Source organism: Bacterioplanoides sp., assembly GCF_965226395.1.
GTDB lineage: Bacteria > Pseudomonadota > Gammaproteobacteria > Pseudomonadales > Oceanobacteraceae > Bacterioplanoides.
This window is the reverse complement of record NZ_OZ245358.1, coordinates 808,626-823,859: the sequence shown is the minus strand read 5'-3', so window position 1 is coordinate 823,859 and position 15,234 is coordinate 808,626. Positions and strand designations below refer to the sequence as shown.

12 protein-coding genes and 1 tRNA gene are annotated in these 15,234 nt (G+C 49.3%); 3 read left to right on the top strand and 10 right to left on the bottom strand.

Features of this window, described 5'->3' with window-relative positions:
• Nucleotides 1-38: 38 nt before the first annotated feature.
• From ACO05E_RS03785 to ACO05E_RS03765, 5 genes are all read right to left on the bottom strand, one after another.
• A complete protein-coding gene (locus ACO05E_RS03785) occupies nt 39-2,162 on the bottom strand; it encodes a methyl-accepting chemotaxis protein (RefSeq protein ID WP_419811661.1) in 2,124 nt (707 codons plus the stop codon).
• A 112-nt stretch (nt 2,163-2,274) separates the two neighbouring features.
• Nucleotides 2,275-2,574 (bottom strand): type II toxin-antitoxin system RelE/ParE family toxin, encoded by a 300-nt coding sequence (locus ACO05E_RS03780; RefSeq protein WP_419811660.1) that lies wholly within the window; start codon nt 2,572-2,574, stop codon nt 2,275-2,277.
• A complete protein-coding gene (locus ACO05E_RS03775) occupies nt 2,558-2,827 on the bottom strand; it encodes a type II toxin-antitoxin system prevent-host-death family antitoxin (RefSeq protein WP_419811659.1) in 270 nt (89 codons plus the stop codon). Before ACO05E_RS03775 ends, ACO05E_RS03780 begins: the two co-directional genes overlap by 17 nt.
• A gap of 166 nt (nt 2,828-2,993) precedes the next feature.
• Nucleotides 2,994-3,908: an ornithine carbamoyltransferase gene (argF, locus tag ACO05E_RS03770; protein WP_419813654.1), complete on the bottom strand. Its 915-nt coding sequence runs from the start codon at nt 3,906-3,908 to the stop codon at nt 2,994-2,996.
• A 6-nt stretch (nt 3,909-3,914) separates the two neighbouring features.
• On the bottom strand, nt 3,915-5,108 hold the full coding sequence (locus tag ACO05E_RS03765) for an aspartate aminotransferase family protein (RefSeq protein ID WP_419811658.1): 1,194 nt from the start codon (nt 5,106-5,108) through the stop codon (nt 3,915-3,917).
• Between the two features lie 192 nt (nt 5,109-5,300).
• Between ACO05E_RS03765 and ACO05E_RS03760 the strand changes: the two genes are divergently transcribed.
• Nucleotides 5,301-7,244, top strand: a complete 1,944-nt coding sequence (locus ACO05E_RS03760; protein ID WP_419811657.1) for a methyl-accepting chemotaxis protein — start codon at nt 5,301-5,303, stop codon at nt 7,242-7,244.
• A gap of 24 nt (nt 7,245-7,268) precedes the next feature.
• The gene (locus ACO05E_RS03755; RefSeq protein ID WP_419811656.1) at nt 7,269-8,915 is read left to right on the top strand and encodes a methyl-accepting chemotaxis protein; all 1,647 of its coding nucleotides are present in this window, start codon (nt 7,269-7,271) and stop codon (nt 8,913-8,915) included.
• 1 nt (nt 8,916) lies between these two features.
• On the opposite strand, the gene ACO05E_RS03750 is transcribed toward ACO05E_RS03755, so the two are convergent.
• The 5 genes from ACO05E_RS03750 to rpsU all read right to left on the bottom strand — a co-directional run bounded on the left by ACO05E_RS03750 (nt 8,917) and on the right by rpsU (nt 13,980).
• Nucleotides 8,917-8,993: transfer RNA gene (locus ACO05E_RS03750), tRNA-Ile, on the bottom strand.
• Nucleotides 8,994-9,164: 171 nt separating this feature from the next.
• The gene (gene rpoD / locus ACO05E_RS03745) at nt 9,165-11,006 is read right to left on the bottom strand and encodes an RNA polymerase sigma factor RpoD (protein ID WP_419811655.1); all 1,842 of its coding nucleotides are present in this window, start codon (nt 11,004-11,006) and stop codon (nt 9,165-9,167) included.
• Between the two features lie 260 nt (nt 11,007-11,266).
• Nucleotides 11,267-13,141: a DNA primase gene (gene dnaG, locus ACO05E_RS03740; RefSeq protein WP_419811654.1), complete on the bottom strand. Its 1,875-nt coding sequence runs from the start codon at nt 13,139-13,141 to the stop codon at nt 11,267-11,269.
• 137 nt (nt 13,142-13,278) lie between these two features.
• Nucleotides 13,279-13,725 (bottom strand): GatB/YqeY domain-containing protein, encoded by a 447-nt coding sequence (locus tag ACO05E_RS03735; RefSeq protein ID WP_419811653.1) that lies wholly within the window; start codon nt 13,723-13,725, stop codon nt 13,279-13,281.
• Nucleotides 13,726-13,764: 39 nt separating this feature from the next.
• The gene (gene rpsU, locus ACO05E_RS03730) at nt 13,765-13,980 is read right to left on the bottom strand and encodes a 30S ribosomal protein S21 (RefSeq protein WP_068441605.1); all 216 of its coding nucleotides are present in this window, start codon (nt 13,978-13,980) and stop codon (nt 13,765-13,767) included.
• A gap of 193 nt (nt 13,981-14,173) precedes the next feature.
• Between rpsU and tsaD the strand changes: the two genes are divergently transcribed.
• Complete coding sequence (tsaD, locus tag ACO05E_RS03725) at nt 14,174-15,217, top strand: tRNA (adenosine(37)-N6)-threonylcarbamoyltransferase complex transferase subunit TsaD (protein ID WP_419811652.1); 1,044 nt, start codon at nt 14,174-14,176, stop codon at nt 15,215-15,217.
• The last annotated feature ends 17 nt before the right edge of the window (nt 15,218-15,234 follow it).

The following is a 15,234-nucleotide window of genomic DNA, read 5'->3' as shown; positions in this document are numbered from 1 at the left end:
TGTTCAACATCAGGGCCTTTTTTTTATGGTTGCTTGTCTCAGGTTCTCAGTGCATTCAGCTGCTGATCCAGAATCGTCAGCTGGTCGGTGACGTGGTTACTGCTGTTATTGGCATCCAGTGCCAGCTCCGTCAATACCTGAGTAGCATCACCAATATTGGTCAGGTGACGGGAGATTTCTTCGCTGACGGCACTCTGTTCCTCCGCCGCCGTTGCTACTTGGCTGATCTGATCGGTGATGCCAGTAATGGCTTCGACCACCTGATGCAGTGATTGGTGAGCCTGGCGGGTGGTCTCCATACTGCCGCTTGCTTGTTCGGCACCACTTTCAATAATGCTGACGGCTTTGTGTACTTCTTCTTGCAGGTTCACAATCATGCCGTCAATTTCTTCGGTGGATTCCTGAGTTTTAGACGCCAGAGTGCGGACCTCATCCGCCACAACCGCAAACCCACGGCCTTGTTCACCGGCACGGGCCGCTTCGATGGCAGCATTCAGTGCCAGCAGATTGGTTTGTTCAGCGATGGAGCGAATCACCACCATGATGCGGTTAATATCATCTGAGCGGGCGGCGACCTGAGAAATGGACTCGCTGGCGGTGTTCATATTGCTGGATAATTCCAGCACGCTATCAACCGCTGTGGATAAATTACGCTGAGATTCCACCACTGTATGCTGAATTTCCTGAGTCTGTCCGGAAGTTTGTTGTGCGATGCGGGATACCTCAAGTGCGGTGGCTGACATTTCCTGTGTGGCGGTGACCACATTATCCACTTCGTGTTGTTGTCCGCTGGTGTTTTCCCGGGTGGTTTGGCTGATGTTCTGATTGGTGGCAGAAGCCTGATGCACTTCACGGCTGACCCCTTTCAGGGCTTCAATCATATCGCGCAGTTTCTGCATAAAGTGGTTGAAGCCTTTACTCAGCTGAATCAGCTCGGCGTGGGTATCCAGCTTCAGTGTGTGTGTCAGGTCGCCATCACTGCTGGCCAGCTGTTCAACCTGATGATTTAACCGTTGTAACGGCGTGACAATGCTCTGTACCAGCAACCAGACCAGGGCAAAAGCACACAGGGTCAGCAGGGTAGCAACCAACAGTTGAGAGCTGACCACCGAGGTTTCTTTATCACTGATCATATGTTGCAGATCGGCCAGCCCGGCCAGAGCAACAGCGCGTGGCAATTCAACGATTAATGACCACTGGGTATCCGCAGCCTGTACGGTAAAGCTTTCGGCGACAAAGATACGGTCATCGGTCAGTAATATGCCGCCTTGTTTGTGTAATTGCTGAAGCTGCGCACCCAGCTGGGGCATTGACTCACTCAGAGGACGAGTCAGTTTCTCTTTATAGAAGCTTGAGGCGACAACAAATCCCATGGACGATAGCAGGGTGACTTTAGCCTGACCATTGTACAGCGACGCGCTGAGTTCATCGGTCATGGTCTGAAATAACGGCAGATTCACATCGATACCAACGATCCCGCGGAAGGTGTCGTCAATCATGATAGGGGCCACGATACTGGTCAGTGGCTCGGTATAACCCGGGCGGACTTCGTACAAATAGGGTTCGATGATACAAGGGCGCTGTGTATCTTTTGAGCACAGGTACCATTCGGACTCACGAATACCAAATTCATCGACGGTGGCGTCGTATTTCTCCTGAGCGCTTTCAATCTTTTCTTGTTCAAGGCTGCCATCCGGGTTCCTGACCCAGTAGATCTCGAATGAACCAGACTCTTCTACTGAGTGGATCAAACCGGAATTCACATAGCTGGCGTCGCCACTGTCATAGCCGTTTGGTTCAAAATGGACATACACAGAGTCAACGTCGGTGTTTATATTTAACGCATCAGCCACCATTTGATTAACCTGCTCACGGGTCATCGGATAAATGGTGTCGGGGCTGCCTTCAATCACACCTGCCAATGATAAAGGTAAACGAAAAACTGAATTGATAAAGCCGGCCATACGTTCGCTGTAGGCCTGTGCTGAAGCCTGAATATGATTGACGGCCGCATTGGACAGGTTTTCTTCCGCTTCGGCCGAGATATCCGCGCTTAACGTTGAAATTCCGCGGCTGGTTTGCCAGGTCAGCACCAGTGACATCAAGACAATGATTGATATGGTTGTTACCAGAAATTTGGTTTTAAGGGATAACGCTTTCATCCGATTTCCTGAATATCGTTGAATCTTTCTTCAGAATAGACGATTCAGGAACGAGTGCGATTTGGGAGACGATTGATTGATAAAAATATTAAAAATAGCCTGAGGAAAGTGGCTAACTCATTGCTATCAATGGTCGATAATCCATTTCATCGCCCAGTATCCGGATAATAGCAATGTAGTGGCTGTGAATACGGTAGAAAATGAGGTGCCTGCGGATGTGAAGCCGACGATAACCGGTTCGTATATTACTGCAATCAGTACCAATCTCAGGGTTAGCTGAGATAGAAATCAATGCTGTATTCAACTGGTCCAGATAGTGGTCAGCCTGGATAACGCCCCAGCGTTCCATGGAATAAAGCCAGATGTTGATCAGGTCTTCTTCGGCTTTGGTTTGTTTATGAATCCTGAGCATCCGTTATTAACCCCGCCTTCCGTCTGGCTTTTTGTTTGATCTCTTCCATATCAAGTACGCCCGCATCTCCGCTTTGTTCGCCTTCTATCAGCGCAGCTTGCAGTGCCTGACGTTTTAACTCCTGATAGTCTCTTTCAGAGACAACAACGGCTACCGGCTTGTTGTTACGAGTGATGCTAACCGGTTCACTCTGAGACTTCAGTAAAACCTCACCAAACTCACGCTTGGCATCTGTAGCAGTGTAGGTGGTCATATGTGTCACCTGAAGTGGATTAAAATGATCATTCTGAGCAATATGATCATTTCATAAGACTAATAAATCATCAATAACAGAAAAAGCGTACATATAAAGAGGACAAACAAAAAACCGGGCAGGTGCCCGGTTTTTTGTTTCATCTGGAACAGAGTGAGTTTTACTCTTATTCCTCTTCCTGGCAGAGCAAAAACTCCAGCAGTGCTTTCTGGGCGTGTAAACGGTTTTCTGCTTCATCCCAAACCACCGAACGTTTGTCGTCCAGCAGGTCCTCACTGACTTCTTCACCGCGGTGTGCCGGTAAGCAGTGCATAAACACCACGTCATCGTTGGCCAGATCCAGCAGGGCAGGTGAAACCTGATAATCCCGGAACTTAGCCAGACGATCATCTTGTTCGTCTTCCTGGCCCATAGAGGCCCAAACGTCGGTCACCACCAGATCAGCGTTTTTAACCGCGTCTTTAGGGTCACGCATCACGTTGACACGATCTGCGTTTTCGTTGACTAAGTGCTCGGCAGGCTCAAAGCCTTCCGGGCAAGCAACGTTCAGTGTAAAGCCAAACTGGCGTGCGGCATTGATGTAGGAATGGCACATGTTGTTGCCATCACCAATCCAGGCAACGGTTTTGCCCTGAATGCTGCCACGATGCTCAACATACGCCTGCACATCGGCCAGCAGCTGACACGGGTGGAAGTCATCGGTTAAGGCATTAATTACCGGCACTTGAGAAAACGCGGCAAAGCGCTCAACGGTTTCATGATCAAAGGTACGGATCATCACGACGTCGACCATGCGCGATAACACCCGGGCGCTGTCTTCGATGGGTTCACCACGGCCTAGCTGGGTATCGCGTGGCGATAAGAAAATCGCGCTGCCGCCCAGCTGTGCCATACCGGCTTCAAACGATACACGGGTGCGGGTTGAGGATTTTTCAAAAATCATCCCCAGCACTTTGTTTTTTAAAGGCTCATGGATGTCGCCAGCACGATGCATCTTTTTCAGCTCGATGGCGCGATTAATCACCCAGTTTAATTCTTCCGGGGAGAGATCCAGCAGGGTTAAAAAATGTCTCACAATAATTCTCTCTTAGCCGAGCGTCGCAACTAAGGCAACGACGCGTTCAATAATCTGGTCGGCTTCTTCCTTATTCAGATTTAATGGCGGCAATAAACGAATCACATTGCCAGCCGTGACGTTAATTAATAACTGTTGTTCGGTAACGGCCTGAGCCATCAACTGCGGGCAATCCTGATCCATCACCAGGCCAATCATCAGGCCACGGCCACGGATTTCTTTTAACTTGCCCGTGCCTTGCAGTTTTTCGCTAAATTGAGCGCGTAAATAGTCGCCCATTTCGGCTGCGTGTTGACTCAGTTTTTGCTGCTCAATGGTTTCAACCACGGCAAACGCAGCGGCACACGCCAGCGGGTTACCGCCATAGGTTGAACCATGGTTGCCGGGCTGTAACACCTCAGCGGCTTTACCACGTGCTAAACAGGCACCAATCGGTACACCGTTACCCAGGCCTTTGGCGGTGGTTAATACATCCGGCATAAAGCCAAATTGCTGGTAGCAGAAGTAGCTGCCGGTACGGCCATTACCGGTCTGGATTTCATCCAGCATCATTAACAGTTCGTGCTGATCACATAACGCACGTACGGCATGCAGGTAATCGGCAGAGGCGGTGGCTAATCCACCTTCACCCTGTACCGGTTCCAGTAATACAGCAACAATCTGAGGGTCTGCCTGAATTACAGCTTCCAGCGCAGCAATATCGTTGTACGGCACACGCACAAAACCACTGACCAGCGGGCCAAAACCTTCGTGAACCTTGGCATTACCTGTCGCTGACAAAGTGGCCAGAGTGCGGCCGTGGAACGACTGACTCATCACCACAATTTTGGCTTCATGAATGCCTTTGTCGTGACCATATTTGCGCGCGATTTTAATCGCCGCTTCGTTGGCTTCTGCCCCTGAATTGGAGAAAAACACATTGTCCATGCCAGACACGCGTCGCAGTGCTTCCGCCAGCGCTTGCTGACGTTCAATACCGTATAAGTTGGAGGTATGAATAAGCTTGTCTGCTTGTTCGCACAGCGCTTTGGTAACTGCAGGATGAGCGTGGCCCAGACCACACACAGCAATACCACTGAGTGCATCCAGATACTGCTTTCCATCTTCACCATTCAGCCAGCTGCCCTGACCAGAAGTGAAAGTCACCGGTAAACGTCCGTAGGTGTTCATAATGGCTTGCCCGGCGCCAGGCGTTGTATTGGACATAGGTTCAAATCCTAATTCGTTGAATCCTTAAAAACGCAAAAAGGCAGCTGTTGCTGCCTCGAACCACGAATAATACGAAAGGGTGTGTGCTTTGTAAACACGGTTTACATCTTGCTACCGATCTACAATTGATAATTTTGTAGATCAAAAAACGGTCTACGCTTAGTCTAAATACTGTATTGCGAGACCCTTATGAACATTCGTACTCGTTTAACAGCGGCGATGTTATCGGCCGTTGTGATTCCACTGGCCATTATTACGGTTATGGCTGTTATGGAACTGCAGGATAATGCAGTGAAAGAGTTTGAGAGTCGCAGTAATTCCGAAATCAAACATATCGATGAGGCTTTCAGCCTGTATCTTAATGGTTTGGCGGAAGATGCGGTTTTTCTGGCCAATACCCGTGAAATCCGGGCATTAAACAGTTCGGTCAGCAAATACATGGGGGCAGAAAAAGACATGCCGACGGCCCGTGAGGGAAGCCCGCAAGATAATGCCTATGGCCTGATGGCTGCGTTTGGTGAGTCCCGCCCGGATCTGGCTTATGTGTTTCTGGGCTTACAGGACGGGGCTTATATTCAGTGGCCTACTAACAAGCTGGGTAACTACGACCCGCGTCAACGCCCCTGGTATCAGGCTGCTCAGCAAACGCCGGGAAAACCGGTTCGGGCTCCTGCTTACAAAGACGTGAATACCGGAGCTCCATTAATTGATTACCTGCATACCTTTACCACAACCGGCGGTATGCAGGGCGTGGTTGGTGTGGATGTGACACTGGCGAAACTGACTGAAATGGTGACATCAGTAAAGTTTGGTGAGCAGGGTTATCTGATTCTGATGGAAGAAACCGGTGTGGTATTGGCCGATGGTGGTTTACCCGACAATAATTTCAAAAATGTTAGTGATATCGGTGATGTTTACCAAACATTGTTTAATGCAAACGGTCAGCAAGAAGTGGTGCTTAATGGCAAAGCATGGTTTGCAACGGCCTATACCTCTCCGGCATTGGGCTGGAAGTTTATTGGCTTAATTCCGGAATCCGAAGTATTTGCCAGTGCTTCACAGCTGCGTAACACCATTATTGTTATTGCGCTGGTATTGCTCAGTGCTTTCGCTGCACTGGCGTTTTGGACCAGCAATTTGATATCACGACCTATTATTGCTGTTACTAAGGGGCTTGAGGAAGTGGCTTGTGGTGAAGGGGATCTTACCCGCCGCCTGAAAGTCACCAGTAATGACGAATCCGGCCAGATGGCGTCGGCCTTTAATCGGTTTGTCACTATGATTCATTCGCTGGTATCGGACATTAATCAGCGTGCCTCTGATGTGCAGGTACAGGCTAAATCCGGGTTAGAGATTTCTGATCAGTTAACCCATGTTTCAGACAATCAATCTAATGCGACAGAACAGGTTGCCACAGCATTTAATGAAATGGTTGCGACCTCGAATGAAGTGGCGAAAAACTGCAGTGAAACGGCTCAGGCAGCTGACCAGAGCCAGCAACATGTGCTCCAGGGGCAAACCTTTATTGAGCAAACAACGGGCTCAGTGGAGCAGCTGGAGCAGGTGATTCAGGATTCGAATCAGGCGATGTCAGCTTTAGCGGATGAATCAAAAAATATCACCACCATTCTGGATACCATTCGGGGTATTGCGGAACAGACCAATCTGTTGGCATTAAACGCTGCCATTGAAGCCGCACGTGCCGGAGAACAAGGGCGGGGGTTCGCGGTGGTGGCCGATGAGGTGCGGACACTGGCTGGGCGAACGGCAGAGTCAACCGAAGAGATTGATAAAATGATCTCTTCGTTGGTGAGTAAAACCAGTGAAGTATCTAACAAACTCTCCAGCAGCCTGGAGCATTCAAAAGAAACTGTTGAAGCGACGGAGCAAACCCGCGAAGTTTTTGTATCCATCGAAGATTCGGTATCCCGTATTCGTGATATGGCGACTCAGATTGCCGCCGCTGCAGAAGAGCAACACTTAGTTGCCGAAGAAATTAACCAGAACATTATCAGCATCAATACCGAAGCATTAAATGCCAAAGACAGTTCGCAACAATTAAAAGAGGGTGCTGAAGGGTTGAGCTCTGTGTCTACTGAACTGTCGTCGATGGTGAGCCGGTTTAAGGTCTAGATCTTCAGTTTACAGGAGAAGCTTATGGCATTTTTGGCAAGTTTATCAATCAAAGCAAGGCTGCTCTTTGGCTTCGGCGTCATATTGTTGTTAATGATAATTCTGACAACGCTGGGTATTCAGAAAGTTGGTGTGATTGATCATGCATTAACCGAAATTACCGATGTTAATTCAGTTAAACAACGACATGCGATTAATTTCAGAGGTAGTGTTCATGATCGTGCCATTGCTATTCGCGATGCTGCAATTGCCCGAAACTCAGCCGAAATTAACCGCTTTGAACAAGAGATTAATCGCTTATCACAGTTTTATGCTGAGTCAGAAGCCCAGATGAACAGCATGTTAAATTCGGAGGTTATGTTTACCTCAGAAGAGCGCCGTATTCTCAATGAAATCAGTCAGATACAATCTCAGACGTTACCCCTTATTGGACGGATTTTGGCGGCGAAAAAAAGCGGTGAAAATGTGAATGCACTGATTCTGGATGAAGCATTGCCGGCTTTTACTTCCTGGTTATCAACCATTAATGAGTTTATTGATTTTCAGGAAAAGGCTAATCAGCAAGCGACACCAGCCGCGCGTCATGTTGCCAGCGGTTTCTCCGATTTAATGATTATGCTGACATTGGGTGCTTTGCTGGTCAGTATTTTTGTAGGTTTTTTAATTGAAAAAAGTTTACGTGAAACGCTCGGTGGCGAACCATTTTCCGCACAGAAAGCACTATCCGGTATTGCGGAGGGGGATCTTTCTCATAACTTAACAGCAGAATGTGAAAACAGCATGATGGCATCGTTAAAACGGATGCAGGAAAGGCTATCGGATACCGTTTCCAGTATTGTGAATTCTGCTAGTGAGGTGAGTCAGCAAACTAATAATGTGTCGTCCGGTTCTCATGAAATTTATACAACCGCGGTTGAACAATTTGATTTAATTAATGAAGCAGCAGATAAGCTGAATACGCTCAGCAGCAGCCTGAGCCGGGTCAGTGAAATGGCTGCTATTACGGAAGAAAACTCCACCGTCACGGTCGAACTGGCCAGTCAGGGAAGGGATATTATTTCTGAAACGGCCAGTGAAATGGAAAAAATTTCTGCCACTGTTAACACCACCGTGGAGCAGATACGCCAGTTAGAAGTCAGAACGAAAAAAATCGGGGGGATCGCCAATACCATTTCCGGAATCTCAGAGCAGACTAATCTGCTGGCGTTAAATGCAGCGATTGAAGCAGCGCGTGCCGGAGAATCTGGTCGTGGATTTGCTGTGGTCGCTGATGAAGTACGGGGCTTAGCGCAACGAACAGGAGAAGCGACCTCCGAGATTGAAGCCATGCTGAATGAAGTGCAGCAAGAAACCGCGGCGTCTGTCAGTGCCATGGAAGAAGCACAACCACAGGTAGAAAATGGCAAATCACTGACTATTAAAGCGACTGAGTTGCTGCACGATATTGATACTCAGGCTTCTGATTCCTTAGCTAAAGTTAAGGAGGTTGTGTCGGTTGCCGCAGAGCAGGTAAATGGTATTGATGATATTTCGACAGCAATGCAGCGTGTTTCGCATATATCTGAAAACGCCATCAGTGTGATTCAGGCTAATCAGGAAGCAACCCGGTCTTTGGCTGATGTATCCGAAAACTTAAAAGACAGTGTTGGATTTTTTACGCTAAAGGCGTAAATGGTGGGCCCTCACGGACTTGAACCGTGGACCTATCGATTATGAGTCGAGTGCTCTAACCAGCTGAGCTAAGGGCCCTTCAGGGTGGGCGATTGATTCGTCCCTAAGAAGTGGCAAGATTATAACCACGCTTAGTAATAAGCGCCAGCCCTTTGATTTAACTAATAAAAAGCCACTGGTTAAAAATGAGACAGCCATAAAAAAACCGCCAGGCTGGCGGTTTTTTTATGGCAAGCAAATAACGCTCAATTATTCGTCGATAAAGCTGCGCAGGTGATCTGAGCGGCTTGGGTGACGTAATTTACGCAGTGCTTTGGCTTCAATCTGACGAATACGCTCACGGGTCACGTCGAACTGCTTGCCCACTTCTTCCAGTGTGTGGTCGGTATTCATGTCGATACCAAAACGCATACGCAGAACTTTCGCTTCACGTGCCGTCAGGCCAGACAGAACCGAGCGGGTTGCTTCGGTCAGGCCATCGTTGGTTGCGGTATCCATCGGCGATTCTGACTGAGTATCTTCAATGAAATCACCCAGATGTGAATCTTCATCATCACCAATTGGCGTTTCCATCGAGATCGGCTCTTTAGCGATCTTCAGGACTTTACGGATTTTATCTTCCGGCATGTCCATGCGCTCGGCCAGTTCTTCCGGCGTGGCTTCACGACCCATTTCCTGCAACATCTGACGCGAAATACGGTTCAGTTTGTTGATGGTTTCGATCATGTGTACCGGGATACGGATGGTACGTGCCTGGTCGGCAATCGAGCGGGTAATCGCCTGACGAATCCACCAGGTGGCGTAGGTCGAGAACTTATAACCACGGCGGTATTCAAACTTATCCACCGCTTTCATCAGGCCGATGTTGCCTTCCTGAATCAGATCCAGGAATTGCAGACCACGGTTGGTGTATTTCTTCGCGATCGAGATAACCAGACGCAGGTTAGCTTCAACCATTTCTTTTTTGGCGCGGCGAGCACGGGCTTCGCCAATGGAAACCTTACGGTTTACTTCTTTAATCTCAGGAATGCTCAGCAGTACACGCTCGGCAACGGCTTTGATTTTCTTCTGAGAACGGAAGATATCTAACTTGTAGGTTTCCAGTTTACGTGAGTAAGGACGATCCGCTTCAATCAGAGTCTCAATCCACTCATTGTTAACTTCATTACCCTGGAAGCCTTTGATGAAGTCTTTACGATCCATGCCACACTTGCGGGTCATCAGAACCATAATCTGACGTTCCTGAGTACGGATAGCATTCAGGGATTCGCGGGCTTCTTCTACCAATGCATCAAAGTACTTTGGTGTCAGCTTGATGGGTGCAAACACTTCGGCCAGTTTTTCCAGCGCTGCTTCGGCTTCTTTGCTGGCACGACCATGTTGTTCCAGTGCGGCTTCTACTGCGTCATTGGCATCTGAGATTTCAGTGAAGCGACGAACCACCTCGGCCATATCAATGCCGGACTGTTCTTCTTCGTCTTCATCGTCGCTGTCATCGCCTTCAACGTCGTCGTCATCGCTATCTTCTTCCTCAGCTTTGGCGGCTTCAGCAGCAGCGCCAGCCTGAGGACCAGGCTCAGGGTCTTCGTCGGATGGGTCGATAAAACCACTGAAGATATCACCAACTTTGTTCGGATCTTCTTCGGTGTTTTTAAACGCGTTTAACACAACACCAACGGCACCCGGGTAGTACGCCAGCGCTGACATCACTTCACGGATGCCTTCTTCAATGCGTTTGGCGATTACAATTTCGCCTTCACGGGTCAGCAGCTCGACGGTGCCCATCTCACGCATGTACATACGCACTGGGTCGGTAGTGCGACCTACGTCAGATTCAACCAATGCCAGAGCGGCGGCAGCTTCTTCTGCGGCGGCATCATCGGCGGCATCGTTAAACAGGGATTCGCCATCCGGGGCATTTTCCGATACCGGAATACCGATATCGTTGATCATACGGATAATGTCTTCGACCTGATCCGGGTTAGCAATATCGTCTGGCAGGTGGTCGTTAACCTGAGCATACGTCAGGTAGCCCTGCTCTTTGCCTTTTGCGATCAGTTCTTTTAAGCGGGATTGTTGCGTTGATGACATAGAAGCCTAGATTCCGTGTTTTTAAGGCGGAAGAAAAACGCCAAAGTATAACTTTTAACCGCCGCGTTAGCCAGAAAATACATAGCCTGAGGCCATTTAATTTCTGATTGTCGGCGGTGTGTACTTGGACATGGGAGCCAGGTTACGTGCCATAACACGTTGTTCGCTGTGCTGCAGTCGTTAAGGGCTGAGTTTGATCAGCTCAGAAAGGTATATAGGGGTGCTTTGATCATTTTCAATGGCTGATAACAGATTTTAACTTAACGACTGTAGATGCCGGTGCGTTTCTTTTGCAGCTGATGCTTCATCAGTTTCAGCTCTCTGAAGCGGGCGCGCTGCTCATCCGACAGCTTTTCCTTGTTATCCAGCAATGCCTGTAACTGAGACAGTTCAAGTTCATGCTTACGTGCATCCAAACGCTTTAATACGTCGGTAATGCTGGCGGCACTGGGGCTGATGCGTTGTTCGGCCTGCTCCGCCAGTTCTTTGAGTTGTTGCTGGAAGGGTGTACCGGTCCATTGAATCAGTAATCCGATGCTATCGTTTTGTGGGGTTTGCTTGAGTCGGTTCAGAACTTCAAATAACAACCGCTCAATTTCACTTTCCGGCTCACAGGCAGGAATCTCCAGCGCTTGTGCCAGTGCCGGGTTTTGCACCAAAGATGTTAGTGCCTGATACACCAGTGGCGCCAGAGTATCGCTGCTGGGTTGAGGGCCATAAGCTTCCTGTGCGTCGAAATGCGCGGGAGGAGCATCAATCACCGGCATTGGGATGTCATCGCTGGCAGGTTCCGCCGTTGGTGTCGGTGCTTCGGCTTCCAGCTTAGTAAGAGCATGGCTCTCAACGCCGGTTTCATCTTTCAGCTTCTGACGCATCAACTGGCGTAACATACCGTCGGGTAAGCGATTGATCAGTGGCGCTGCCAGTTGATCCAGCCGGGCTTTGCCATCCAGCGTGTCAAAATCGACCTGCTCTTTTAAATGGGCAAACAGAAATTCCGGTAAATGATCCGATTGATTGAGGCGTTGTTCGAACGCCTCTTTACCTTCAACCCGGACTAACGTATCCGGGTCTTCACCATCTGGCAGAAATAAGAAGCGTGCCTGTAGGCCGTCCTGTAACAGCGGCAATACGGTTTCCATCGCCCGGGCTGCGGCAGTACGGCCAGCCTGGTCGCCATCGAAGCAGAAAATGACTTCCGGCACGATTTTAAATAAGCGCCGCAGATGATGTTCGCTGGTGGCAGTACCCAGTGTGGCAACGGCGTAATGAATACCGAATTCGGCCAGTGCCACCACGTCCATATAGCCTTCAACGATGACAAAGCGGGTCAGTTTCTGGCGGATCTTACGCGCTTCATACAAGCCATACAGTTCACGGGTTTTATGGAATATCGGGGTTTCCGGCGAGTTGAGGTACTTGGGTTTTTCATCACCCAGAACCCGGCCGCCAAAAGCAATCACACGCCCGCGGGCATCACGAATTGGAAACATAATACGATCACGGAAGCGGTCGTAGGTGCGGTATTCTTTGCCCGGCTCGTCTTTTTCGATCAGCATGCCACAGCTGATCAGCTGTTTGATGGTGTCTTTGTCATTACTTTGCTGGGATGAGGAGGCTAGGTGCTTTTGCAGATTGTCCCAGCCGGGTGGCGCGTAACCAATCTGGAAAAATTTAGCCGCTTTACCGGATAAGCCACGATTTTTCAGATACTGAACCGCTTTGCCTTTTTGTTCATGGCTGCGCAGCATCTGCTCAAAGAAGTCGGCGGCTTTGCTCATCTGGCCAAATAACGGCTGATGTTGTTGCTCCTGGCGCGCTTCAAACGACACCTGCTCGCGCGGTACTTCCATATTGGCGTCAGAGGCGAGTTTCTCGACGGCATCCGGGAAGCTCAAACCATCAAATTCCATCACGAACTTCAGTGCACTGCCTGATGCGCCACAACCAAAGCAGTAATAAAACTGTTTGTCCGGACTGACGGTGAAAGAAGGGGTGTTTTCGTTATGGAATGGGCAGCAGGCGGAGTAGTTTTTCCCTGTCTTCTTTAATTTGACACGGCTATCCACCACGTCGATCACATCGACACGGGACAGTAGATCGTCAATAAAAGATTGTGGGATGCGTCCAGCCATGGGTAAAAATTATCTGCGTTGTATCAGCTAGAGTAATATGTTTTTAGTGCATTGAATGTACTAAAAACAAAAAACGCCATCAATTTGCATTGATGGCGTTTCTACAAAATGAAGCAGAAGCAAACCCGTCGCTGGAATCAGCCCAGTTGAGACTTCACCAGTTGACTGATCTGTGCCATATCGGCACGACCTTGCACTTGTGGTTTGAGGATGCCCATAACTTTGCCCATGTCCTGCATTCCTGCAGCACCGGACTGTGCAACGGCATCAGCCACCAGTTTGGCCAACTCTTCTTCGCTTAAGGCTTCTGGCAAAAACTCGCTGATTACGTCAATTTCGTATTGCTCGCCTTCTGCCAGCTCGTCACGACCTGCTTCTTTATATTGAGCAATGGAGTCGCGACGTTGCTTAGTCATTTTGTCGAGGATCGACAGAGCACGAGCATCATCAACTTCGATGCGCTCGTCGACTTCAACCTTTTTGAATTCCGCTGTAATCAAACGCAGGGCACCAAGACGAGGTTTGTCTTTGGCGCGCATGGCATCTTTTACAGCATCTTTAACGGTTGTAACCAATGTGCTCATAAATACCTCTGAGTGCTATTGCTTAAGATGGGTCGCTGATTAGTACAGGCGAGTCATCTTACGCTGTTCGCGCTGTACCTTTTTCAGGTGGCGCTTAACAGCCGCAGCGGCTTTACGCTTACGAACCCAGGTTGGCTTCTCATAGTGCTCGCGACGACGTACTTCAGACAGTACACCTGCCTTTTCACAAGAACGCTTGAAACGACGCAGAGCAACGTCGAACGGCTCGTTTTCTTTAACTTTTACAGCTGGCATCCAATCACCTACGTGTATTAATAAATTCTGTTTTAGCGGGGGAAAACCACAGACCCCCAGTTAGAGGGCGGGCATTCTAATGCCTTTGATCGAGGAATGCAAAACCTCTGCATGGATTTTAGTACTTTGCGGCAGTATTATTGCGCACCTTCCGACTTTAACTAGACAAGATACAGTGTATCAGAGGTTGTTTATGCGCGTTCTGGGGCTTGAATCCTCCTGCGATGAAACCGGTATTGCTTTATACGACAGCGAGCGAGGTTTGCTGGCTCACCGGGTTTATTCCCAGATTGCTGTTCATGCTGAATACGGTGGTGTGGTGCCTGAGTTGGCGTCACGCGACCATATTCGTAAGTCTCTGCCTTTGATCCGTGAAGTCATGGCAGAAGCAAACCTGACCCTGAGCGATCTTGATGGTATTGCTTATACCCGTGGGCCGGGTTTAGTCGGTGCTTTATTAGTCGGTGCCTGTTTAGGCCGTTCGCTGGCCTGGGCGCTCGATGTCCCGGCGGTTGGCGTTCATCATATGGAAGGCCATTTGCTGGCTCCGATGCTGGAAGATAATCCGCCGCCGTTTCCGTTTATTGCGTTATTAGTGTCGGGTGGTCATACCCAGCTGGTACAGGTAGATGGCATTGGTGAATACACCTTATTAGGGGAATCACTGGACGATGCCGCTGGTGAAGCGTTTGATAAAGCGGCGAAGATGATGAACCTGCCTTATCCGGGTGGGCCACAACTGAGTATGCTGGCCGACAGTGGTGATGCCACTCGCTTTAAATTTCCACGGCCAATGACAGATCGCCCCGGGCTGGATTTCAGTTTTAGTGGTTTAAAGACCTTTACCCGTACCACGATTCTGGCGCACGCTGAAGACGGTGTGTTAGCGGATCAGGATAAAGCCGATATTGCCGCTGGTTTTCAGTCGGCGGTGGTCGATACCTTGTCGATTAAATGCAAGCGTGCCATGGAGCAAACCGGTATAAACCGTTTAATTATTGCCGGTGGCGTGGGTGCCAACAAAAGCCTGCGCGCTAAATTGCAGCAAACGGCGGAAAAACTCGGTGGCGCGGTGTATTACCCCCGTCCAGAGCTGTGTACCGATAATGGTGCCATGATTGCTTATGCCGGAACCCAGCGTTTGTTAGCCGGTGAACAGGCTGATTTAGCCGTTTCAGCGGTACCACGCTGGCCGATGACGGAGTTGGAGCCGGTTCAGTACACCGCGCGCGGTTAACGAGAGTCTTGTTCAGA

Bases quoted from the DNA above. Each gene is read 5' to 3' on its own strand.
- tsaD (WP_419811652.1), top strand. From the start codon at position 14,174: ATGCGCGTTCTGGGGCTTGAATCCTCCTGCGATGAAACCGGTATTGCT.
- ACO05E_RS03775 (WP_419811659.1), bottom strand. From the start codon at position 2,827: ATGACCACCTACACTGCTACAGATGCCAAGCGTGAGTTTGGTGAGGTT.
- ACO05E_RS03780 (WP_419811660.1), bottom strand. From the start codon at position 2,574: ATGCTCAGGATTCATAAACAAACCAAAGCCGAAGAAGACCTGATCAAC.
- ACO05E_RS03765 (WP_419811658.1), bottom strand. From the start codon at position 5,108: ATGTCCAATACAACGCCTGGCGCCGGGCAAGCCATTATGAACACCTAC.
- dnaG (WP_419811654.1), bottom strand. From the start codon at position 13,141: ATGGCTGGACGCATCCCACAATCTTTTATTGACGATCTACTGTCCCGT.
- rpsU (WP_068441605.1), bottom strand. From the start codon at position 13,980: ATGCCAGCTGTAAAAGTTAAAGAAAACGAGCCGTTCGACGTTGCTCTG.
- ACO05E_RS03785 (WP_419811661.1), bottom strand. From the start codon at position 2,162: ATGAAAGCGTTATCCCTTAAAACCAAATTTCTGGTAACAACCATATCA.
- ACO05E_RS03760 (WP_419811657.1), top strand. From the start codon at position 5,301: ATGAACATTCGTACTCGTTTAACAGCGGCGATGTTATCGGCCGTTGTG.
- ACO05E_RS03755 (WP_419811656.1), top strand. From the start codon at position 7,269: ATGGCATTTTTGGCAAGTTTATCAATCAAAGCAAGGCTGCTCTTTGGC.
- rpoD (WP_419811655.1), bottom strand. From the start codon at position 11,006: ATGTCATCAACGCAACAATCCCGCTTAAAAGAACTGATCGCAAAAGGC.
- ACO05E_RS03735 (WP_419811653.1), bottom strand. From the start codon at position 13,725: ATGAGCACATTGGTTACAACCGTTAAAGATGCTGTAAAAGATGCCATG.